At 57.1% G+C, this 22,849-nt stretch carries 20 protein-coding genes, 1 tRNA gene, 1 rRNA gene, 1 other RNA gene and 2 pseudogenes (1 of these 25 only partly in view); 19 read left to right on the top strand and 6 right to left on the bottom strand.

The features are described 5' to 3' along the window. Positions 1-777: a class I SAM-dependent methyltransferase gene (locus AXF19_RS01920; RefSeq protein ID WP_066844325.1), complete on the bottom strand. Its 777-nt coding sequence runs from the start codon at positions 775-777 to the stop codon at positions 1-3. After that, positions 774-1,352, bottom strand: a complete 579-nt coding sequence (locus tag AXF19_RS01915) for an HD domain-containing protein (RefSeq protein WP_066844322.1) — start codon at positions 1,350-1,352, stop codon at positions 774-776. Before AXF19_RS01915 ends, AXF19_RS01920 begins: the two co-directional genes overlap by 4 nt. A 165-nt stretch (positions 1,353-1,517) precedes the next feature. Between AXF19_RS01915 and AXF19_RS01910 the strand changes: the two genes are divergently transcribed. From AXF19_RS01910 to AXF19_RS01885, 7 genes are all read left to right on the top strand, one after another. Next, positions 1,518-1,787, top strand: a complete 270-nt coding sequence (locus tag AXF19_RS01910; protein ID WP_084784731.1) for a type II toxin-antitoxin system RelB/DinJ family antitoxin — start codon at positions 1,518-1,520, stop codon at positions 1,785-1,787. Next, the gene (locus AXF19_RS01905) at positions 1,784-2,059 is read left to right on the top strand and encodes a type II toxin-antitoxin system YafQ family toxin (protein WP_442983844.1); all 276 of its coding nucleotides are present in this window, start codon (positions 1,784-1,786) and stop codon (positions 2,057-2,059) included. The genes AXF19_RS01910 and AXF19_RS01905 overlap by 4 nt, the downstream gene beginning before the upstream one ends. Positions 2,060-2,141: 82 nt before the next feature. Further along, positions 2,142-2,996 carry a prephenate dehydratase gene (pheA, locus tag AXF19_RS01900; protein WP_066844316.1) on the top strand — a complete coding sequence of 285 codons (855 nt, stop codon included), beginning with the start codon at positions 2,142-2,144 and terminating at the stop codon, positions 2,994-2,996. A gap of 14 nt (positions 2,997-3,010) precedes the next feature. Next, on the top strand, positions 3,011-4,045 hold the full coding sequence (gene aroF / locus AXF19_RS01895) for a 3-deoxy-7-phosphoheptulonate synthase (RefSeq protein ID WP_066844314.1): 1,035 nt from the start codon (positions 3,011-3,013) through the stop codon (positions 4,043-4,045). Positions 4,046-4,202: 157 nt separating this feature from the next. After that, on the top strand, positions 4,203-5,159 hold the full coding sequence (locus AXF19_RS01890) for a hypothetical protein (protein ID WP_066844312.1): 957 nt from the start codon (positions 4,203-4,205) through the stop codon (positions 5,157-5,159). Then, positions 5,134-5,334, top strand: coding sequence for a hypothetical protein (locus AXF19_RS14665; protein ID WP_216634958.1), 201 nt, complete (start codon positions 5,134-5,136; stop codon positions 5,332-5,334). The genes AXF19_RS01890 and AXF19_RS14665 overlap by 26 nt, the downstream gene beginning before the upstream one ends. A gap of 55 nt (positions 5,335-5,389) precedes the next feature. Beyond that, positions 5,390-5,896: a hypothetical protein gene (locus AXF19_RS01885; RefSeq protein ID WP_216634957.1), complete on the top strand. Its 507-nt coding sequence runs from the start codon at positions 5,390-5,392 to the stop codon at positions 5,894-5,896. Between the two features lie 100 nt (positions 5,897-5,996). Here the strand turns inward: AXF19_RS01885 and AXF19_RS01880 are convergent, their stop codons facing one another. From AXF19_RS01880 to AXF19_RS14920, 3 genes and pseudogenes are all read right to left on the bottom strand, one after another. Beyond that, a complete protein-coding gene (locus AXF19_RS01880) occupies positions 5,997-6,368 on the bottom strand; it encodes a RidA family protein (RefSeq protein ID WP_066844309.1) in 372 nt (123 codons plus the stop codon). A gap of 209 nt (positions 6,369-6,577) precedes the next feature. Continuing rightward, positions 6,578-7,993: a pyruvate kinase gene (gene pyk, locus AXF19_RS01870; RefSeq protein ID WP_066844304.1), complete on the bottom strand. Its 1,416-nt coding sequence runs from the start codon at positions 7,991-7,993 to the stop codon at positions 6,578-6,580. A 57-nt stretch (positions 7,994-8,050) separates the two neighbouring features. Further along, a pseudogene (locus AXF19_RS14920) lies at positions 8,051-8,193 on the bottom strand (secretion protein HlyD). A gap of 186 nt (positions 8,194-8,379) precedes the next feature. Between AXF19_RS14920 and AXF19_RS01865 the strand changes: the two are divergent. The 4 genes and pseudogenes from AXF19_RS01865 (at position 8,380) to AXF19_RS01855 (ending at position 17,151) form a co-directional block, all read left to right on the top strand. Then, the gene (locus tag AXF19_RS01865; protein ID WP_066844302.1) at positions 8,380-9,813 is read left to right on the top strand and encodes an alanine/glycine:cation symporter family protein; all 1,434 of its coding nucleotides are present in this window, start codon (positions 8,380-8,382) and stop codon (positions 9,811-9,813) included. A 44-nt stretch (positions 9,814-9,857) separates the two neighbouring features. Beyond that, positions 9,858-10,011 (top strand): annotated as a pseudogene (locus AXF19_RS14915) (secretion protein HlyD). Positions 10,012-10,175: 164 nt separating this feature from the next. Beyond that, the gene (locus AXF19_RS01860) at positions 10,176-15,938 is read left to right on the top strand and encodes an autotransporter outer membrane beta-barrel domain-containing protein (RefSeq protein ID WP_066844299.1); all 5,763 of its coding nucleotides are present in this window, start codon (positions 10,176-10,178) and stop codon (positions 15,936-15,938) included. Between the two features lie 322 nt (positions 15,939-16,260). Continuing rightward, a complete protein-coding gene (locus AXF19_RS01855) occupies positions 16,261-17,151 on the top strand; it encodes an Rpn family recombination-promoting nuclease/putative transposase (RefSeq protein WP_066844296.1) in 891 nt (296 codons plus the stop codon). A 51-nt stretch (positions 17,152-17,202) separates the two neighbouring features. Here AXF19_RS01855 and AXF19_RS01850 read toward each other — a convergent pair whose 3' ends face one another. Further along, complete coding sequence (locus AXF19_RS01850; RefSeq protein WP_216634956.1) at positions 17,203-17,511, bottom strand: MerR family transcriptional regulator; 309 nt, start codon at positions 17,509-17,511, stop codon at positions 17,203-17,205. 93 nt (positions 17,512-17,604) lie between these two features. Between AXF19_RS01850 and pfkA the strand changes: the two genes are divergently transcribed. The 8 genes from pfkA to AXF19_RS01810 form a co-directional block, all read left to right on the top strand. Then, positions 17,605-18,570: a 6-phosphofructokinase gene (gene pfkA, locus AXF19_RS01845; protein ID WP_066844291.1), complete on the top strand. Its 966-nt coding sequence runs from the start codon at positions 17,605-17,607 to the stop codon at positions 18,568-18,570. Between the two features lie 118 nt (positions 18,571-18,688). Then, positions 18,689-18,779 (top strand) — tRNA-Ser (locus tag AXF19_RS01840). Between the two features lie 33 nt (positions 18,780-18,812). Then, an RNA gene (ffs, locus tag AXF19_RS01835) (signal recognition particle sRNA small type) lies at positions 18,813-18,912 on the top strand. 79 nt (positions 18,913-18,991) lie between these two features. Continuing rightward, positions 18,992-20,818: a DNA polymerase III subunit gamma/tau gene (dnaX, locus tag AXF19_RS01830; protein ID WP_066844288.1), complete on the top strand. Its 1,827-nt coding sequence runs from the start codon at positions 18,992-18,994 to the stop codon at positions 20,816-20,818. Positions 20,819-20,899: 81 nt separating this feature from the next. Then, entirely contained in the window at positions 20,900-21,226 is a 327-nt protein-coding gene (locus AXF19_RS01825) for a YbaB/EbfC family nucleoid-associated protein (protein ID WP_066844286.1), read from the top strand. Then, positions 21,226-21,822, top strand: a complete 597-nt coding sequence (gene recR, locus AXF19_RS01820; RefSeq protein WP_066844283.1) for a recombination mediator RecR — start codon at positions 21,226-21,228, stop codon at positions 21,820-21,822. The genes AXF19_RS01825 and recR overlap by 1 nt, the downstream gene beginning before the upstream one ends. Position 21,823: 1 nt before the next feature. Continuing rightward, a complete protein-coding gene (locus tag AXF19_RS01815) occupies positions 21,824-22,069 on the top strand; it encodes a pro-sigmaK processing inhibitor BofA family protein (RefSeq protein WP_066844280.1) in 246 nt (81 codons plus the stop codon). A gap of 764 nt (positions 22,070-22,833) precedes the next feature. After that, positions 22,834-22,849 (top strand): 16S ribosomal RNA (locus tag AXF19_RS01810) (it continues 1,525 nt past the right edge of the window).

Raw genomic sequence — 22,849 nt, 5'->3', positions numbered from 1 at the left:
TTATTTTGTGCCGTAGAGCATGCCGACGCCGCACAGCATGAAGCGGACGGCGGGTGGCATCTCGATATTGCGCTCGGTGTTCGGAATGTAGGAGACATCGGCGATGCCCTGCTCCTTGAGATAGGCGACGAACTCGTCCATATCGCCGTACATATCCCTGTTGCCAAAGGTGTCGTGCAGGGCGAACGCGCCGCCCTTTTTCAGCACGCGCAGCGCCTCCTCGACGAGCATGAACTTATCCTTTTGCGTGCGTACCTCGTGAAAGACAAAATTGCTGACGACGGCGTCGAAGTGATTGTCGGGAAAGTCGAGCTTTGCCGCGTCCCCGTGCTGGAATGCGCAGCGCTCCGCAACGCCCTCGGCGGCGGCGTTCGACTCACACTGTGCCTGTCCGTAGTTCCACATCGGCGGCCAGTAGTCGATGCCCTGTACCTCGGCGAGCGGGAAGCGCTTTGCCGTTGCAATCGTGAGCGCGCCCGAACCGCAGCCGACATCGAGTGCCCTGCCGAGCCCGTCCCACGGCAGCTGATCGAGCAGATAGGCGTGGATGCGCCGCATGAGTCCGCCGCCCTCGAAATCGAACACGCGGCGGCAGTAGTACATATAGAGGACGACAATGGTCGCGACGCCGGCGAGGATTGCGAGGATGAAGAAGGGCGCGGTCACGCGGTCATAGATGACCGCATAGAGCACCGTGAGCACATAGAGCACGGCAGCGATGGCGACGAGTGTTTTCATCATCGGCGTGGAGATCCAGTTGCCATAGTTCGTTTTCATATCTTTTCCTCCTTTGCAAGCGAGGCAATGACTGCATCCACCTCGTTGTTGACCTCTGTGCGTAGCGCCCTGAGCGCGGGCGAAAACGCCGCCTCCTCCACACCGTAGGTGTGCTGTAGCTCGTATTCGAGTGGGAGCCACGTTGCGGGATCGCCCTCATTGTGCGTGATGACCGCCTCCATGCGATCGAGTGCCTTCGCGAGCCGCGCCTCCTCTGTCTCGCACGCGTCCATCTCGGCGAAAAGGTCGCGCACCTCCGCCGCATATGGGGGCGGGAGGGCGTCGATCCACGCATCGCGCAGTTCGTGTTCGCGTGCGCGGTCGGCATCCGTCTTTTCAAATGTCGGGATGTCACCTGTAAAGACCTCGCCCATATCGTGCAGCAGTGCCATGAGGAGGACGCGCGTGAGATCGACGGTGGGGAATTCATCGCGCAGAAAGTACGCCATCAGTGCCATCCGCCAGCTGTGCTCGGCGACGCTCTCCTGCCGCCCCGACTTCATCCACGCGTGGCGTGTGCGCTCCTTGAGTCCAGCGATGCAGTGAACAATGGCGAGATAGTCCTTTGGCGACATAGCTGCTCCTTTCGTATGGTTGAGAAGTATATCTATTATAACATATTGCAGGCTGCGCAGTTTGAAAAATAAATAAATCTAGAGTATGGCTACGGTGTGGCTATATTGTGTCTTTTTTATGTCTGTGCTATACTTTCTTCAGAGCAAATAGGAGGAGGCGGTTTTATGTCAACGACAATGGTTCGGGTTCGTATGGATACGGGGTTGAAGGAGCAGGTGGATGCAGCACTCGCCAGCATGGGGCTGAATATGTCCACCGCGGTGAATGCTATGGCGCGGCAGATCATTCATCAAGGGAAGCTGCCGTTTGAGCTGTACACGACAAGCCCTGCACTTCGTGAGGCAATCCGCGAAGCCGAGGACATCCGCAGACACCCGGAGGAGCATCGGGCATATACGAACGCGCGCGAGATGATGGAGGATATTTTGTCCTGATGTACCGTATCATTCCGACGGCGCGCTTCCGCAAGGATTTGAAGCGTGCCGCGAAACGTGGACTGCCGATGGAGCAGTTGGAGAACGTTGTAGACGCACTTTCTCTGGGGAAAACTCTTGCACCGAAATACCGAGATCATGCGCTCACAGGGAATTATGCTGGCTATCGTGAGTGCCATATCCAGCCGGATTGGCTTCTTGTGTACCGAATTGATGAAGAGATACTGACGTTGGTACTCGCATATACGGGGACGCACAGTGACCTCTTTTGAGCGAATTTTGCTGTAGAACGATGAAAAACATTGTCAACAAGCCGCGCATATAGTATAGTAGATTCCCATAGGAGGAATGTGTGTGAGACAGAAAATGGGCGTGCTCGGTCCTGTGGGGACGCACAGCGAGGCGGCGGCGCTCTATCTCATGGAGTGGCAGGGGCTCGACCGCGAGATCGTCTGCTTCGCCGACATCGGCGAGTGTCTGCACGCGGTAGAGACGGAGGCGGTGGGTGCCGCGTTCGTGCCCGTGGAGAATTCGCTTGAGGGCGCGATTGCCGTGACGCTCGACACGCTCGCGCGCTCGGACACGCTGCGCGTCCGACGTGAGGTTATCTGGCCTGTCCACAACTACCTCATGGCGCGCACCGAGGGCGAGATTCGCGCCGTCTACTCGCATGCACAGCCCATCGCACAGTGCCGCGACTTCCTCCTGCACCACTATCCGCAGGCGGAGATCATCAAGACGGCGAGCACGGCACGGGCGGCGGAGATCGTCGGAGCATCTCCCGTGGAGGCGGGGACGGCGGCAATCTGCACGCGGCGCGCGGGTGCGCTCAATGGTCTCATCGAGATCGCGGGCAAGATTGAGGATCGCGGCTCGAACTGCACGCGCTTCTTCGAGGTTGTGCGTGACGGGACTGCCGCACCGCTGGCGGAGCCGCTCGATACGGTGCTCCTCGTCTGTCAGATCGACGGCGCACGCGCGGGGGCACTCTACAACGTACTCGGCGAGTTCGCGCGCCGCGCGGTGAACCTCACGCGGATTGAGTCGCGCCCCGCGCGCACGGAGCTTGGTGCGTATATATTCTTTTTCGATCTGGACGCGCACAGTGCTCCCGATGCCCTGCGCGACTCCATCGATGCCGTCGCCGAGAAGAGCATCTGGCTGAAGGTGCTCGGCACTTTTCCCGTGCACATGGCACATAATGAATAGCAAGGAGAGATACCATGGTCGTTATTATGAATTCGGACGCCACGCAGGCGGATATTGAGGGTGTCATCCGCGCCATTGAGGAAAAGGGGCTTGAGGCAAAGGTCATGGAGGGCGCGCGGCAGAAGATTGTCGGCGTCATCGGTGACAAGACGAAGCTCGCCGCGACCCCGCTCGATGCCATGCATGGCGTCGAGACGACGGTCGCCATCTCCAAGAGTTACAAGCTCGCGAGCCGCGAGTTCCACCCTGCCCCGACCGTGATCGACATTCGCGGTATCAAGATCGGTGACGGTACGCCCGTCGTCATGGCGGGGCCCTGCGCCGTCGAGTCGCGCGAGCAGCTGCTTGAGACGGCAGAACTCATCAAGGCGGGTGGTGCGCAGTTCATCCGCGGCGGCGCGTACAAGCCGCGTACCTCGCCCTATGCGTTTCAGGGGCTCGAGGAGGAGGGGCTGAAATACCTCGCCGAGGCGCGTGAAAAGACGGGTCTTGCCGTCGTCACCGAGGTGACGGTTGTCGAAGCTGTGGATACGGTCGCTGCCTATGCCGACCTCCTGCAGATCGGCGCACGCAATATGCAGAATTTCGGCCTCCTGAGAGCAGTCGGACGTGCGGGCAAGCCCGTCATGCTCAAGCGCGGACTTGCCGCGACGATTGACGAGTGGCTGAACGCCGCTGAGTACATCATGAACGAGGGCAATCCGAACGTCATCCTCTGCGAGCGCGGTATCCGCACCTATGAGACGTACACGCGCAACACGTTCGACATCAGCGCGATTGCGGCAATCAAGCATCTCTCGCACCTGCCGATCATCGCCGACCCGAGTCACGGCACGGGCAAGTGGCGCATGATCAAGCCAATGTCCCTCGCATCCATCGCGGCGGGCGCGGACGGACTCATCATCGAGGTACACCCGAATCCTGCGCGCGCCCTCTCCGACGGGCCGCAGTCCCTCACACCCGAGAACTACCGCGACCTCATGGCGAGCGTGCAGAAGCTCAGCCGCTTTATGAAGGACGAGGCGATCGAGCCGATGGTGATGGAGTAAGCCGTTCTTTACAGTGTATTGTACTGTGCCCCGCCTCACTTTGTGGTGCGGGGGTTTTGTGCTTCCTTCAACCAAACGTATAACATTAAAAATTGACTTTTAACACTTAAAAAGTTAGAATGGAAGAAAAGAGTTAAAAAGGAAAGGGGGAGAGATTGTGCTGCGAGAAGAATTGGGGTTGGAGATACGCTATGCTTCGTGGGAAAAGGCTAAGAAACTGCCGTTATTTCTACGTGCGAATTATCAATTTTATCGCGCCGAGATCGAATCATCCTCTTGTATTTTAATCGAGCCGGAGAGCACCCTGGTCAGTGTAACCACACTAAGAAAGCATATAGCGCAGGTAGAGTTGTTCGCACAGCTTCCTATTGTACTCGTATTCGATCGTATATCCGAGTCGCGTAGAGGTGCGCTGATAAAATATAAAATCCCCTTTATTGTCAGGGGGAAAATGAGTTATTTGCCCTTTATCGGTACCTACATGGTGCCGGGAGAGCGATTGCAGCCTGTACAGCACTTTCTTCTGGCGACGCAGATCACGTTTTTTTATTGTTTATACGTTTCTGCACAGAGCGTTCCGCAATCAGTATTGTCTGATCGGCTTCCTTTTTCGGCGATGACGATGAGCCGTGTCGCGAAACAGTTGGTGGAGTCGAAACTCTTTCGTCGCCATAAAGAGGGATTGCACGTTATCTTGCGTAGCGCTGATGAGCCGAATGTCCTATTCGAGCGAGCACATGTGTTTTTGCGCTCTCCGGTACACTCCGTCGGCTATGCAGATCGTACGGAGCTGACACCTGATTTTTTCCTTGCAGGTGAGTCGGCGCTGTCAGAATACAGTTGGCTGAATCCGCCCTCATGTGATACCTATGCTGTTTATTATAGAAACTGTCCGATCGAGCTGCAGCAGGAACTCGTTGATGAGGAGCGTCAGGTGCGTGTGGAGCTGTGGCGATATGCTCCACATATCCTCAGCAGAGATGGCTGTGTAGACCCACTGTCACTTGCGCTGTCACTTCGCGAGAACACAGATGAGAGAGTTGAACAGGCAATCGAGGAAATGTTGGGCGACGTTTGGGAGGGAAGATATGGTTCAAGGAATTTTGAACTTTGAGCAGTATTTTCGTGCATTCAAAGAACAATATGTCATCATTGGGGGAACTGCGTGTGACTTGCTTATTCACGAGCAGGGCGGTGATTTCCGTGCAACAAAGGATCTCGATATGGTCTTGATCGTCGAAACGATGACATCGAATTTCGGGGGAGACGTTCTGGGCGTTTATTCGTGAGGCGGGGTATGAGACGTGGTGCAGATCGGATAAAACACCGCAATACTATCGTTTTGTGAATCCAAAATATGACCAATATCCTAAAATCATCGAGTTGTTCTCACGACAGCCGGATTACATCACACCAAGATCGGATATACACTTGGCTCCGATTCACGTCGATGATGACATATCCAGTCTGTCTGCCATTCTGCTGAATGATGTATACTATGAGTTCCTGCGATCAGGGATCGTTTCTTCCAGTGTGGGGGTTCCCGTCTTGGATATCCCTTATCTCATCGCATTTAAGGTCAAGGCATGGCTTGATAATCGTGAGAGAATGTCACAGGGGGAAGATGTGCATCATAATGATATAAGCAAACACAAGAACGATGTGCTTCGTTTGGTTTCCTATGTGCAGCCTGATATTACTACACCTGTTCCAACAGAGATTTACACGGATATAGATCATTTTTGTAACGCGATAGAAAATGAGGAGATCAATTTCAAACAGTTTGGACTGGGAAATGTGAGCAAAGAAGCGGTTTTAAAAGCAATCAGAGAGAGCTTTACGGTGGGATGAAGTGATTCCTTCGTACATGAACAAGGCGCGATCGCATGAAGTCTGACTTACCTCATGCAATCGCGCCTTTGTAGCATTTGTTATAAATAAAATACGATCACTAAACCTCTGCAATCACCTCGATCTCGCAGAGTGCGCCGGCGGGCAGTGCCTTTGCTGCGACGCAGGAGCGGGCGGGCTTGCCCGTGAAGTGACGGGCATAGACCTCGTTGAATGCGGCGAAGTCCGCCATGTCCGCGAGGAAGCAGGTGGTCTTGACGACGCGCGTGAGGTCGGTGCCGGCGGCTGCGAGGACGGCGCGCAGATTTGCACAGACCTGTGCCGCCTGTCCCTCGACGGTATCCGAGGTGATCTTTCCTGCGGCGGGGTCGATGCCGATCTGTCCCGAGGTATAGATGAGGTTGCCGACGCGCATCGCTTGGCTGTATGGGCCGAGGGCGGCGGGGGCGTTATCGCTGTGAATCGTTTCCATTGTAGTCTCCTTTCATCTTGGGCATCTTTTTCGCCTGCTCTTTGGGAGCATCCTCCGCGTAGCTTCTCACTACGCGTCGTCCTGTTTCCTCGATCAGACAAAAAATCTGCGCCAAGCTAAATCCAATACTTAGCTTAACATCATAAATCGTTAAAAAAGGAAGCCGTTTCACAAACAAGCGGCTTCCTTTCGTCATTTCTGAGTTACGTTTAGTGAATCGTCGTAACGCGGACGGCGACGGAGCCGCCCTCGTTGTAGGTCATGCCCGCGACCATGACGACCTTGTCACCCTGCTTGACGTAACCGTGCGAGAGTGCGCCGCGCGTGCAGGACTCGATCATGTCCTCGACGCTCGTCCACTTGCGTCCCTGCATGGGGTAGACACCCCAGCGCAGGTTGATGTGACGTGCAATCATCGGGCTTGGTGCGTAGGCGACGATCATCGCCTTCGGGCGGTACTTCGACACAACGCGCGTCGTGTAGCCGGACTGGGTCGGCGTGAGGATCGCGGCCGCACTCGTCTCATAGGCGAGCTGCACCGTTGCGTGCGAGACGGCATCGGTCACGGAGGAACGCTCGCGAATGCTGCGTGCACGGATGATCGTGTCGTACTCGAGCGACTGCTCCATGCGCAGGGCAATCGTGCTCATCGTCTTGACCGCCTCGACAGGGTAGTCGCCGCTTGCTGTCTCACCCGAGAGCATGATTGCGTCCGCACCGTCAAAGATCGCGTTGCCGACATCCGAGACCTCCGCGCGTGTCGGGCGCGGATTCGTTGTCATGGATTCGAGCATCTGCGTTGCGACGATAACGGGCTTGCCGACCGCGTTGCACTTGCGGATGATCTCCTTCTGGATGACGGGCACGTCCTCTGCCGGTACCTCGACGCCAAGGTCGCCGCGTGCGACCATGATGCCGTCCGAGACCGCGAGGATTTCGTCAAAATTGTTGACACCCGCGAGATTTTCGATCTTCGGGATGATCTCCATGTGACCACCGTGCTTTGCGATCAGATGGCGGATCTCCTCCACGTCCGCCGGACGCTGGATGAAGGATGCCGCAACGAAGTCCATGTCGTTCTGGATGCCGAAGATGATGTCGCGTTCGTCCTGCTCGGAGATCGCGGGCAGACTCAGCTCGATGCCCGGCGCTGCAACGCGCTTGCGCGTCGACATCGGACCGCTGTTCTGCACCGTCGTCACGATATCCTTGCCGCGAATCTCATCGACAACGAGCCCGACCAGACCGTCCGAGAGCAGTAGCGTGTCGCCCGCCTTTACCTCGTTGTAGAGATTTTTGTGATTGACACTGACATGCGTCGCATCGCCCGGTGTGTCCTCGTAGGTCAGCGTGAACTGCTGCCCCTTTTCGAGCTGGACCTTGCCGTCTGCGAACTCGCCGAGGCGCATCTCCGGCCCCTTCGTGTCGAGAATGAGCGAAATGACTTTTCCCGAACGCTCTGCCGCCGCGCGCACCTTGTTGATACGCACGAGATGCTCCTCATGTGTGCCGTGCGAGAAGTTGAAGCGCGCGCAGTTCATCCCGTTCTCGATGAGCGCGTCAACAATTCCCTCGGGATCCGTTGCCGGCCCCTGTGTGCAGATAATTTTTGTCTTTTTCAGCATATCATGTCCCCCGCTTTTTAGGAATCACTGATAAGGTGCTTCCCTTGTCCCTGAAACTTATGGAAGCACTGATAAATTCAGCCCGCCATCTTGACGTATCTTTTTTGCCCGCACTGTGTCGACAAATCCTCCACATAGCTTTGGCTATGCGTCCGGTTTGTCTCCTTGTTCGGACGAAAAAATCTACGCCAATCTGACAGACTTCATTTTATCAGCGATTCCGTACAACTACTCATATTTTACACTCTTTTTAGAGAGAAGTAAAGGAAGCAGGATATAAAAGTACCTGAATGATTCTCCTTATGAAAGAATACACGAATCCAATTTGACAAACAAAAGACTTTTCCCTTATGATGAAGCGTATTCTTTTCAGAAAGGGTGGTTTTATGGATTTCCTCAATGCTGTGGTTGGCTCGATTAACGATTTCCTGTGGACCTATATCATCATCGTGGTGCTCGTTGGCTCGGGACTCTGGTTCACACTGTCGACGGGGCTCGTCCAGCTGCGTGCACTGCCTGAGATGGTGCGCCTCCTCGCGGGCGATCTCGGACGGCGGCCGAGCGGACGCAAGGCGATCTCCTCGTTTCAGGCGTTCTGCGTCAGCACCGCCTCACGCGTCGGCGTCGGCAATATCGCGGGCGTTGCCATCGCGATTGTCACGGGCGGCCCGGGCGCTGTGTTCTGGATGTGGGTCATCGCCTTCATCGGCACGGCGACGGGCTTCGTCGAGAGCACACTCGCGCAGATCTACAAGATTCCGCGTGGACACGGACTCTTTCATGGCGGCCCTGCGTACTACATTCAGAACGCGCTCGGGCAGCCGGCGGTCGCAAAGCTCTTTGCCGTGCTCATCTCCGTGACGTTCGGTCTGATCTACGTCTCCGTGCAGGCAAATACCATTGCGCTCTCGATGGAGAAGGCATTTGGCATCGAAACCTGGGTGATGGGGGCAATCCTCTCCGTCCTCGCGGGTGTGGTCATCTTCGGCGGCATTCACCGCGTGGCAAGCCTCTCCTCGCTGCTTGTGCCTGTGATGGCGGGGATCTATCTCCTGATTGCACTCATCATCATCGTCATGCACATCGATCAGGTGCCCGCAATGTTTGCGCTGATCCTGCACGATGCATTCAGTCCGCAGGCGGCGGTTGGCGGCGGCATCGGCACGGTGATCCTCACGGGTATCCGCCGCGGGCTATTCTCGAACGAGGCGGGCGAGGGATCGATCCCAAATGCGGCGGCGACGGCAAATGTCACGCATCCCGTGAAGCAGGGACTTGTGCAGGCATTCGGTGTCTACGTCGATACGTGGATCGTCTGCTCGGCGACCGCATTCATCGTGCTCCTCACAGGACAGTACACGATCGGCGGCGACACGACGGGCATCGCACTCGCGCAGGACTCGCTCGCAAGCGTCTTCGGTCCGTGGGCGTCGAGTCTGCTCGCGGTTCTCATCTTCCTCTTTGCATTCAGTTCCGTCGTTGGCAACTACTACTACGGCGAGATCAACATTCACTTCTTCGGCGAGAACAAGGGGCGTGCGCTCTTCATCTACCGCCTCAGCGTCGTTGCAATGGTGTTCTTCGGCTGCGTTGCGGCGCTCGGACTCGTGTGGAACCTCGCCGACCTCTTTATGGCGATGATCTGCCTCACGAACCTCTACGCCATCGCGCGCCTTGCGCCGCTCGCACGTATTGCCCTCGCTGACTACTTCGCGCAGAAGGCGGCGGGGAAGAATCCCGTGTTCGACCCCTCTGTTATGCCCGACCGGCGTGGCATCACCGCATGGACACCCGAGCAGATGCACGCACAGAGACATTGACCCGTCGAGTGTTCTCCGTAAAAAATAAAGGAATCGCTGATAAAATGAAGTCCGTCGGATTAGTGCAGATTTTTTGTCCTGTCAAGGAGACAAACCCAACGCTGCAAGGGCTATGTGGAGGATTTGTCGACACAGACAGGGCGAAAAAGATGTGCTAAGACGGCGCGGCTGAATTTATCAGTGCTTCCTAAAGCATGAACACGTATATCGTCATTTGGAGCGTGTGGATGCCTAAAAAACAATTGTATTTTTTATTGGATAGATATTTTCTTTTTGAAAAATATGTGGTAGTATTGTCCCAGAATAGACTGGGGTATGAATGGGTCATGCAAACAAGCACCCAAATTTAGGAGGCGAACTACTTGTTCAAAGAAATCAAATCGCGCCGTCTGGCGCTGCTCGTTGCCATCGCACTCGGCGGGGGCGGATTCCTTTCGTCTGCGCAGAATGTATCTGCGGCAGATGTGACGGGAAGGAATGTGACGATAGACGATACACAGGCACCAAGCAATAACGCCGAACATCCCGGAGGCGGAGCCTCTATCGGTACAGCCGCAGGTTTTATCAAGGACGAGCATGACAACGGCAACGTGAAAGACAACACGCTGACCTTCAAAAACCTGTCTTATACCAACCGGCTGTATGGCGGCCTCACGTTCGGCAAAGGAAATGTGACGGGGAACAAGGTGTTCGTCAATTCGGCAACCTCGCCGCTCGTCTCAACCGCTGACAGCATCTACGGCGGCAGTGCAAATGGCGGCGGCAATGTCGAGGACAATCATGCCACATTCAACGGCAATCATCTCAACGGCGACTTGGTTGGCGGTATGGCGACTGATGGCGGCACAGGAACCGTCAAGAAAAACACGGCGACGCTCAAGGGCGGCAACGTGCATGGAAATATCTACGGCGGCACGACAGACAATCAGGCGAACGGTGACGTGCTCGAGAACGAAGTGCTCATCGAAGGCGGCACCGTCACAGGCACAGGAAATGTCTACGGTGGCTATACCGATCAGAACAGCAATGTGAAAGGAAACATCGTCACCATCAAGGGCGGCGTCCTGAACGGAATCTACGGCGGCTATTCCAGCGGCACGGGAGAAGTGTCGGGCAACACCGTCAACCTCGGCGACGGCACGAGTGCCATGAAATCGGGCTATGCCATCAATGGAAAAATTATCGGCGGGCGCAGCATCGCACATCCCGAAAAAGTGTCCAACAACACGCTCAACGTCAATACCAATGCCACGGCGTACAACATCGAGAACTTCGAGACGATCAATTTCAACTTCAATGCCCATATGAATACGAGCAACCCCCTGCTCACGCTGACGGATTCGGGCAAAACAAAGCTCAAAAGCCTCAGTCAGATCAACGTGAATAATGCAGCGGTCGGCGGCGGCACTCTGATCGAGAACACGCACGGTATTGATGTTGACAATTCTGCGGATGTGGGACGAACGGCAGACAAGACGGAAACCATTATCAAGAAGCACACGGCCGGCGACAAGATCATCTATCGTACTTACCAGTTCAAGAACGCGACGGAAAAGGATACGGACGGCACAGCAACGTGGGGCGGTCGTTCTCTGATCGGCAACACAACAACGAAAAACGAAATAACATTGACCGGCAACCATGGCGCACAGAGTGTCTATGGCGGTTGGACGAGCGGAATGGGCTCAACGGCGACGGGAGAGAAAGCGAAGAACCACAGCATCGACAACAAGATCACGTTCAATGGGGCACCGACCGATACAGTGAACAATATGTTCGGTGGCTTGACCGTTTCGCCGGGCGGTAATGCGACGGGCAACCGTGCCGTACTGCAGGCCGGGAAGGTAACCGGCTCATTGAACGGTGGTTCTGTGGGTGCAACTGGCGGCAGCACGACGCGCAACTTCGTTGAGATCAACGGCGGCGAGGTGGGCGGTGCGACCTATGGTGGCTATACATCCAGTACCGGCAAGGCGGAGGAGAACGAAGTCACCATTACGAATGGTACGGCAAAAAATCTGTACGGCGGCTTTTCTGAGAACGGCAGTGCAGAGGGGAATAAAGTGTTCGTCAAGGGCGGCACGGCGCGGAATGTCTACGGTGGCAAAGCCTCTCACGGAAATGTGACGAAGAACACCGTTGAGATCACAGGCGGTACGGTGACCCAGTCAATCTACGGCGGTGAAGCCAGCGGCTCTGGAAAGGTGGAGTACAATACTGTTACGCTCGCAAGTGGTACAACGAGCGGCGATATTTTTGGCGGGCTTGCTTACTCCGGCGATGCTACGAAGAACATAGTCAACATCAACGGCGGTGATCTGAACAATCACGATGTCTACGGCGCATGGACGACAAGTGGCAACGCAACGGGCAACACGGTCACGATCAAGGGCAACGGGGGAACGGTACAAAATATTACCGGTGGACGTTCGAACAGTGGTAATGCGACGGGCAACACGGTCAATCTTGGCGATGGGACTTCTGACTTCACGACGGGCATCACGGGAACCATCTCCGGCGGCAATGGTGCGACTGTCGGAAAAGACTATCTGACAGACAATACGCTGAATGTCTACGATAATGTGCAGGCGACGAACATTAGTAATTTTGCCACGATCAACTTCCGTTTCAATCAATATGTGACAAAGACAGACTCTTTCTTGAGACTGACTGATACGGGCGTGACAACCATCCGCAGTCTCAATGACCTCCATCTTCACGGTGAGCACGGGCACAAGGGTACGCTGATTGAGAAGACCGGTGCGGGTGGTACGATTGACATTGCAGACGGTCAGAATCGTCTTGCCAAGACAGAAGATGCGAAGGAATCCGTCTTTGCGAAATCCTCGGATGGCAAGAAGGTTACCTATGAGAGCTATACCTTCAAGGGTGCAACCACGCCGACGACGGATGACGGCGGCACATACAAGGACATCTTCGGCGGGCGCTCAATCCTCGGCAATACGACCACAGAGAACGTGATCACCGTCTCCGATGCTGTCACCTATCGGAATGCCTACGGCGGCTGGACGAGCGGCACGGGAACGACGCTGACGGAGAAGGGTAACAGCATCGCCAACAAGATTACGGTTGCCTCTACCGTTACGGACATCACAGGCACGGTCTACGGTGGCTTTACCGACGTGACGGGCGGCAACGCGACGAAGAACGAAGTCACGATTGAGAAGTCCATCACGGGCGCAGTTGTCGGCGGCAAGGCTCTGGGCGATGCCTCGGGCAATACCGTCACCGTCAAGGCGAATACGGGCGCAGTCACGGGCGGTGAAGGCGCAACGACGAACAACAATACGGTCAACCTTGAAGGCGGCGTAACCGTAAACGGCGCGGTCAAGGGTGGTACACAGGCAAATGGCACGGACAACACGCTGAATGTCAAGGGACAGAACTTTGCGCAGAGCGTCGAGGGCTTCCAGAAGATGAACTTCAACACGAACGGTGTTGCTGCAGGCGGTACAATGCTGAATGTCACGGGCGGTGCGCAGACGAAGGTGAACTGGAACACGCTGACGGTGGATGGCAACGGTCGCGGCATCAGCTTGCTGAAGAACAATAACGGAATTGACTTCGGCGGTACATACACCGATGGCGCGGTGAAGTCTGGTCTGAGCGCTGACCAAAAGAGCGAGATGAATGTCAGCGTCTCCTCGGATAAGAAGGAGATCAAGTACACCGGCTATCAGTTCACGGGGGTCACGACCGCCTCGGTCGATGGGACAAAGGCGTACGGCGGCATCTCCAAGGCAGGCAACGCAACGCATCACAACAACATCACCGTGAACGGCAACTATACAGAGGTGTACGGCGGTCATACGTCCGGCACGAGCAATATGGGGGTTGAGCAGAAGAACAGCCACGACAACACCGTCACCATCACGGGAGGCATGCTCGGCAAGGTCTACGGTGGCTATACCGACGCGGCGGATGGCACGACGGAGAACAACACGGTCAACCTCGGCGACGGGACGAATCCACTTGCGCCGGGGTCAACGGTCGCAGAGATCCACGGCGGCAATAAGTCTGCGAAGGGCAACACGCTGAATGTCAACACGGCGGCGACGGTTGGTAAGATAGAGAATTTCTCCACGGTCGCGTTCAAGAATGCTGCCTCGAAGCTGACGCTGACGCAGGCAGGGGCGAACTTTGATCTTGACACCATCAAGGCTGATTTTGCCGCAACGGAGAACGAGGACACGCTCGTCGAAAATGCAAACGGACTTACGCTGAAGGACAACAAGACCTTCCGCACGGCTCTGAGCACGGACGGCACAAAGGAAACGAACATCGAGGCGCGTAATGGCAACAAGGAGATTGTCCGCTACGGCTACACCTTTAAGGGTGCGACGACGGTGACGACGCGCGGCACCGAGATGTGGGGCGGTCGCTCTGCGGCTGGCAACTCCACGTATGACAACAAGTTTACTGTGAATGACGGCAGCGGCAAGACCGTCTACGGCGGCTATACCACTGGCGCAAATGGGACGGCGACGGACAAGAACGACAGCCATACAAACGAGGTCACGCTCACAGGCGGCACCAATACCAACGTCTACGGCGGCTGGACGAATGTCGGCAAGGCTGTGTCGAATACGGTCAATGTGACTGGTAACGCCACGGGCAGTATTGTCGGCGGTTACTCCGCGAGCGGTGAGGCATCGAACAACGTGGTCAGTGTCATGAACGCTGCCTTTACCGGCGACATCACAGGTGGTCAGGGTGCAGTGACGAACTATAACGTGATCCGTCTCCGCAATGCGTCGGTCACGGGTACGATCAAGGGCGGTACGGCGACAAACGGCGTGGACAACACGCTTGCCGTTTCCTACGGCTCGGGTGCTTCCTCGTCGGTCGGCGACATCACCAATGTCCAGAGACTCCATTTTGATATGGAGAATGCGCCTGTGCGCAATGCAAATCCTCTGCTGAAACTGACGAATGTCAACGGCGGCGATAAGAATCTCACGGGGATGAAGTTCGCCGTTGCCCGCAGCGGCGCAACGAAGAAACTCGCGAAGGGCGATACGTTCACGCTGATGGAGAACACGACCACCGGCGGACATAACATCACCGTCGGCAGCGGCGTGACGGCAGAGGGCAGAGACGGTGTGTCGCGTAAATACGAGTTTGCCGTCCATCAGGATCCAAATAACGCGCATAAGCTCGTCGCAACGGTGACGAAGGTGGGCTTTGCCGAGCAGGCAAAGTCCCTCGTCGAGACGCGTGCGGGCGCAAGCGCATTCCTGAACGACGGCGCGGACTTCCTCGCGGGTGCGGGTATGAATGCGGCGCAGAAGGAGGCGCGTGCGGCGGCAATGACCGGCAGCGCACCCTACGGCATTTGGGCAGGTATGGGCGCAGGTTCTCTGCGCCACAAGACCGGCTCCTATGTCGACATGAAGGGCTGGAACCTCGGTGTCGGTTGGGCGCGTGAGAATGCAGTGAAGGAGGGCACGCTGACCTTTGGCCCCTTCATCGAGTACGGGCGCGGCAGCTATGACTCCTACCTCGACGACGGCACGCACGGCAACGGCAAGACGAGCTACATCGGTGCCGGTGTCATGGCAAAACTCGAGACGAAGGCGAACAACTGGATCGACGGCTCGCTGCGCGTCGGTCGCACGAAGAGCGACTACACAGGGCTTGACACCAGCTACGACACGACGAGCACCTACTATGCAATGCACGTTGGCATGGGCAAGGACTTCCACGTGCGCGAGGGCGATACGGTCAGCGCGTACGTGCGCTATTCCTACGCGCATACGGCGGGCACGAGCGCACATCTCAGCTCGGGCGAGACGTATGACTTCGACGCGGTGAACTCGCATCGCCTGCGCATCGGCACGCGCTACACGCACGGCGAGACGGCGCTGAGCCAGCTCTACGCAGGACTTGCGTGGGAGTATGAGTTCGACGGCGACGCACGCGCGACCTACGATGGAGACAGCACACCCAGCCCCTCGCTCAAGGGCGGCAGCGCGCTTCTTGAGCTCGGCTATCGCTTCGCACCGAAGGCGGACAGCCGCGTCAGCTATGATCTGAACCTCAATGGCTGGCAGGGCAAGCGCCAGGGCGTCACGGGCGGAGTCTCCGTCAAGTGGGCGTTCTAACGACAGCAAAGCCTCCCCCGTGCGACACGGGGGAGGTGGCACGCGAGCGGTCAACGTCAGCCAATCACACATCGCTAACGCTCGTGTTCTTGGGACGTTTTCGCATACGACCTGTTTCCCAATCAGCTTCGTCCTACGGACTTGCTTCTTGGACAGGTCAGCAAGCGGTGGAAGGGGCGCCATGATCGACGCACTGAAGCCTTCCTAATACACTGCAACACAAAAGAGAGATTGAGAGCTTCCGAATATGGACGTTCCAATCTCTCTTTTTGTATACGTTTTTTTATGCTATAATGGAGCAAACAAACTTGGAGGGAGCGGCATGGTCAGCAGCGGACAGGGACGGCAGTATCAGGATACTGTGTTTCGCAAGTATTTTAACGACGCAGATCGGCTGCGCGAGCTGGCGGGCGCATTGCATGGACGGGCGTATACGTCGGGCGACCCGCTCGAGATTGTAACGCTTGAGGGGACATTCCTGTCGCAGGTGAAAAACGATATCTCGTTCCTGCTGGCGGGGCGTCACCTCGTATTCATTGAGCACCAGAGCACACCGAACGCAAATATGCCGTTGCGGTGCCTGTATTACATCTGCGAGCAGCTGCGCAGGGAGATTGATGCAAAACAGCTCTATATGAATCGCCGCATTCCTCTGCCTGTGCCGGAGTTTCACGTATTCTATACAGGTGACAAAGCACTGCCGGAGGAGACGGAGATGCGCCTCTCGGACGCCTATCGCGGGACAGGAGTGGAAAAGCGGCATTTGGAGCTTGTCGTGACCGTGTATAACGTCGTCTATGACGCGCAGAAGAATCTGCTGGTGCGGAGCCGCGCCCTGCATGACTATAGTTTTTTCATTGATCGGATCAAGCAGAACATCGCTGCGGGGATGGCGCGTGCGGATGCCATTCGCACCGCCATGCGGTGCTGTCAAGAGCGGGATATCATGAGAGCATTTTTGAAGCAGCACGAAAGGGAGGTCATTGACATGGTAAACTTCGAATGGGATCAGGCACTCTTCGAGGCGGCGAAGTATGAGGAGGGGCGTGAAGATGGCATCGCGCAGGGACACCGTGCAGGAAAAACTGAAGGAAAAATCGAGATGATCCTGGAAATGCTGCGCGAGAAAATGCCGCTCGAAACAATCGCCAAAATCTCCAACCTGTCGATGGATAGGATTCGCGAACTTGGCAGAGTGCATAGTCTGCTCTAAATAAAGATGGGTTGTTGTATGAATGTCCAATCTTCGTACAACAACCCATTTTTATTGCTCATCGATGACGCTCTCATAATGTCCAATCTTTGCGTCGAGGCGCGCGATGATCGCGTCGAGATCGGCGCGCTGGCGGAAAAGGCGCTCGCACTGCTCGCGCAGGATGTCAAGCCGCTGCTGCTCGGTGCCTTCCTCGAAGTAGAGGGAAACATACTCCGTGAGCGGGGCGATCTGGACGCCGCAGTCACGCATGCACTTGATGAACTCGACCCACTCGCACGCCTCCTCGTCGAAGTCTCGGATGCCGCTCGCCGTGCGCTTGACGCGCGGGAGCGGACTATAAGTCAAGGTTTTTTCCACGAAAGTCTTTACTTTTTGCGTGCGCTTTCGTACAATATAGAAGAGAAGATAGTGATTCGCGCAAGCGTGACATAGGGGACGGGGGATGTTTTTATGCTGAAAAAGGCAATCGCAGTAGTCACATCCGGTGGAGACAGTCCGGGCATGAATGCGGCGGCGCGCGCGGTCGTGCGCACGGCGATCTATGAGGGGGTGGATGTCTACGGCATTCACAACGGCTACAGCGGCATGGTGCACGATGATATCGAAAAGCTCACGACGCGCAGTGTCAGCGATCTGATCCAGCGCGGCGGCACGTTCCTCGGCACGGCACGGAGCAAGTCGTTTATGACGCCGGAGGGGCGTCAGACGGCGTTTGAGAATCTGCGCAAGCGCGGCATCGAGGGGCTGGTCATCATCGGCGGCGACGGCTCGCTCACGGGTGGCTCGCTGCTCAGTAAAGAGACGGGCATGCCGATCGTCGGGCTGCCGGGCACGATCGACAACGATGTCTGGGGCATGGACTATACGATTGGCTGCGACACAGCGTGCAACACGATCGTGGATGCGATCAACAAGCTGCGCGACACGGCATCAGCACATCGCCGCATCATCCTCGTCGAGGTCATGGGGCGTCATTCGGGTTGGCTCGCCATGATGTCGGGCATCGCGGGCGGCGCGGAGTACATCCTCGTGCCCGAGGTGGCGTACGATCTCGAGGAGATCAGCTGCGAGCTGAAGGAGATGTACGAGCGCGGCAAGCGCTACAGCATCATTGTGGTCGCCGAGGGCGCAGGCTCTGCGGTCGAGATCGGCAAGATCATCCGCGAAAAGACGGAGATTGACACGCGCGTCTCGGTGCTCGGTCACATCCAGCGCGGCGGCTCGCCGACGGTGGAGGATCGCATCAAGGCGTCGATGCTTGGTGAGAAGGCGGCGTTGGCGCTCATTTCGGGGGTCAACGACGTGGTTTTCAGCTTCAACGAGGGGCAGGTCGTTGGCGTGAACCTCTTTGAGGCGGTCAACAATACGAAGACGCTCGACCCCGAGCTCGTGCGTCTTTCGCGTGTCCTTGCATAGTGGATATGATGGAGAGCCGCTGCGGCGGTTCTCCATTATTTTTTCCTTGACAACGGCGCGGTTCTCGTGCTAGACTGTGAGGCGTTGCAGAAGTGAATAGCTTTTTTAGAGAGCACGTGGAGAGTTGTCCGAGTGGTTGAAGGAGCACGCCTGGAAAGCGTGTGTGCGGTGATACCGTACCGAGAGTTCGAATCTCTCACTCTCCGCCATTTTTATTGATTTTTCTCAGGGCGGGCTGCAATGCCTTGGTCTCGCGCAATGGGGCCCTGTGAACCCCGTCAGGTCCGGAAGGAAGCAGCGGTAAGCGGATCGTCACATGTGCCGTGAGGGCGCCTGGGGATTGTGGCCTGCCGTGGGAGAAATCGCGTGTATTTGGAGCAGCCTGCGGGCTGCTTTTTTGTTGGAAAAGGGAGGTCTGAGCATGTCCTATGTCGCTCTTTATCGTCGCTGGCGGCCGGAGACGTTCGCCGATCTCGTGGGGCAGGAGCATATCAGCCGCACGCTTGCGCGCGCCGTCACGTCGGGGCAGACGAGTCACGCCTACCTCTTTACGGGGCCGCGCGGCACGGGCAAGACGAGCACGGCGAAGATTCTCGCGCGTGCGCTCAACTGCGCCGAGGGGCCGACGCTCACGCCGTGCGGTGTCTGCGACTCCTGCCGCGCAATCAGCGACGGATCGTCAATGGATGTGTTCGAGATCGATGCGGCATCGAATCGCGGCATTGACGAGATTCGCGATCTGCGCGAGTCCGTGAAGTTCGCGCCGACGGAAGGGCACTATAAGATCTACATCATCGACGAGGTGCACATGCTGACGACGGAGGCGTTCAACGCGCTCCTCAAGACGCTCGAGGAGCCGCCTGACCGCGTGCTCTTCATCCTCGCGACGACGGAACCGCACAAGGTGCCCGCGACAATCCAGTCGCGCTGTCAGCGCTATGACTTCCATCGGATTACGGTGACGGAGATTCGCGACCGTCTCGTGCATGTGTGCGCGGAGTCGGGCATTGCGGCGGACGAGGACGCACTCGCTATCATTGCCGTGCAGGCGGACGGCGGTATGCGCGACGCGCTCTCGATTCTCGACCAGTGTACGGCGCTCGCGGAGGGTACGCTCACGGCGGAGCGCGTGCAGGAGGCGCTCGGACTCGTCGGTCGCGCGTGGATTGAGAAGATGGCGCTGCAAATTGCCGACCGCGCGGCGGCGCCGCTCATCACGCAGCTTGGGGAGCTGCTGCAAAACGGGCGCGAGCTGCGGCAGATTCTCGCCGAACTCGCGGCGTATTTCCGCAGCCTGATGATCGTGGGGGTGGGTGGCACGCTCGGGGCGGCGGAGCTGCCTGACGGACAAACGGAGGCTCTGCGCACTGCGGCGGCGCGCTTTACGCAGGATGAGATTATGGCGATTCTGCGGAAGTTGAACGAAGCGATGCAGGAGATTCGCGTCTCACCGCAGCCGCGCATTGCCGCCGAGAGCTTGCTCATCGGACTCTGCCGCCCTGCGGATGCCGCACCTGCGGGCGCGCCCGTCACGGTGTCGAATCCCGCCGATACGGCACGCATTGCGCGGCTTGAGGCGGAGGTGCGGCGGCTGTCTGAGCAGCTTGCGGCGGGCGTCGCACCTGTGGCGGGCAGCGGCGCGGTGCAGAAGGCGGGCGTGCAGGGCGCACCTGCCCCCGCACCGCAGACATCTCCGAAAGCCACGCCGCCGAAACGGATCGCAAAGACGAACACATCTGCCGCGCCTGCCTCACGTCAGCTGGATGCCGCGCTCTGGAAGTCCTTTCAGGCACGGCTCAAGGAGCGCCACAGACTCGCCGCCTCCCTCCTCTCGGGTGCGGATTACGAGGGCGCGACCGAGACACATTTCTTTATCCGACCTGCGACGGATATGGCGCGCGACTATATTACGAATCGTCACCGCGCGGTGTTCGAGGAGGTCATGTCGGAGCTTGCGGGGCGTCCTCTCGTCATCGTCTGTACGGGCGGCGAGGAGGAGAGTGCGCCGCCGCCCGCTCCTGCGAAAGCGCCCGAGTATCCCGCGCCTGTCGCGGAGCTGCTGAAGATCGCGGGCGAGGGGGCGCGTGTCGAGGAGGTCAGTGCACCTGCGAAGAAGCCCGCGCCGCAGCCGAAAGCACCTGCGCCGCCTGCCGCAGAGGATGAGCCGTACGAGGTGTACGAGCCGACGCCGGACGAGGAGGCGGAGATGTTCGGGGACGATGAGCTGCCGCCGGACGAGAACACTTGACGTTATGAGAAGTTTTTGTTAGGCTAAGAATACTTCATGCAGTATATTTATTGTTATCTCGATTGTTGAAGGAGAATGCAAATGTTTAACGGCGGCGGCAATATGGCCGGCATGATGAAAAAAGTCCAGAAGATGCAGAACGAGATGAAGAAGATGCAGGACGAGCTGAAGCGCAGGACGGTCGAGGTCTCCTCGGGCGGCGGCGCGGTGAAGGTCGTCATGGACGGCGAGAAGCAGGTGCAGAGCCTCGTGATCGCACCCGCAGCGGTCGATCCCGAGGACATTGAGATGCTGCAGGATCTTATTTCGGCAGCATTCAATGAAGCGACGAAGAAGGTTGATGAGATGATGGCGCAGGAGATGGGCAAGCTCACGAGCGGGCTCGGACTGCCGCCGGGACTCCTCTGATGCACACAGTTGCACCGCTCACGCAGCTCATGGAGCAGTTCCGTGCGCTGCCGGGGATTGGGGCAAAGACTGCGGCGCGCCTTGCATACCATGTCCTCGATATGGACATGGAGCGGGCGCGTCGGCTTGCCTCTGCAATCATCGAGGCAAAGGAGAAGATCGGCTTCTGCTCCACCTGCTTCAACCTCACGGACACTGATCCGTGCGCCATCTGCACGGCGGAGAAGCGCGATCATCGGACAATCTGCGTTGTCGAGCAGCCGCCCGATGTGGCGGCGATGGAGCGCATGAACGACTACAACGGCGTCTATCACGTCCTGCACGGCGCGCTCTCGCCCATCGAGGGCGTCGGGCCGAATGACATCCGCATCCGCGAGCTTGTCACACGCGTTGGCACATCGGACGTGGAGGAGGTCATTGTCGCGACCAATCCGAACGTCGAGGGCGAGGCGACTGCAATGTATATTGCAAAGCTGCTGAAGCCGATGGACGTGCGCGTCACGCGCATTGCGCACGGGCTGCCCGTCGGCGGCGACATCGAGTATGCGGACGAGGTGACGCTCGCGCGCGCCATGGAGAACAGAAGGGAGATCTAGTTTGGAAATTATTGTAGGAATTGCCATTGGTATCATTGTATTTGCGATTCTCGGCAAGCTCATCGCGCTGCCGTTCCGCATCCTGTGGAAGCTCATCACGAACAGCATCATCGGTGCCATCATCCTGTGGGCAATCAACCTCCTCGGCGTCGGTATCGAGATCACCTTCCTCAAGGCACTCATCGCCGGCATCTTTGGCGTCCCGGGCGTCATCATCGTTCTCGTTGCCCATTTCGCAGGAATCTGAGAAAATCTTTGCGAAAAAATAGAAAAGGGGGTTGACGAGGAGAAGTCTTTTGTGTTATATTATGACAGTCGCGCCGATGAGGGCAGCGCGGAGACGAAAACCTCCACAGACCTAGAAACGGCGCAGGATGTACCCTGAAAACTACACAATGCAAAACAAGTTAGAGGAAACTCTAACAGCCAGATGCAACATCGTTGTGAAGGTGGAAACACCTTCGGTCAACGAAACAACAATTCTTTTACAAGAATGACATAATGAGCCAACAGGCTCTCACATAGACTACGGTCTTTAGCGGAGAGTTTGATCCTGGCTCAGGACGAACGCTGGCGGCGTGCTTAACACATGCAAGTCGAACGGGATGATTTAGAAGCTTGCTTTTAGAGAATCTAGTGGCAAACGGGTGAGTAACACGTAGACAACCTGCCGACAGGATGGGGACAACATTCCGAAAGGAATGCTAATACCGAATGAAGTCGAGGGAGGGCATCCTCTCTCGATGAAAGATGGCCTCTGAATATGCTATCACCTGTCGATGGGTCTGCGTCTGATTAGCTGGTTGGTGAGGTAACGGCTCACCAAGGCGACGATCAGTAGCCGGTCTGAGAGGATGAACGGCCACATTGGGACTGAGACACGGCCCAGACTCCTACGGGAGGCAGCAGTGGGGAATCTTCCGCAATGGGCGCAAGCCTGACGGAGCAACGCCGCGTGAGTGAAGAAGGTCTTCGGATCGTAAAGCTCTGTTGATGGGGACGAACGTGCGAAGGGTGAATAATCCCT

This window comes from Selenomonas sp. oral taxon 126 (genome assembly GCF_001683335.1).
GTDB lineage: Bacteria > Bacillota > Negativicutes > Selenomonadales > Selenomonadaceae > Centipeda.
The sequence above is the reverse complement of the archived record's forward strand: the minus strand, read 5'-3'. Positions and strand labels throughout refer to the sequence as shown.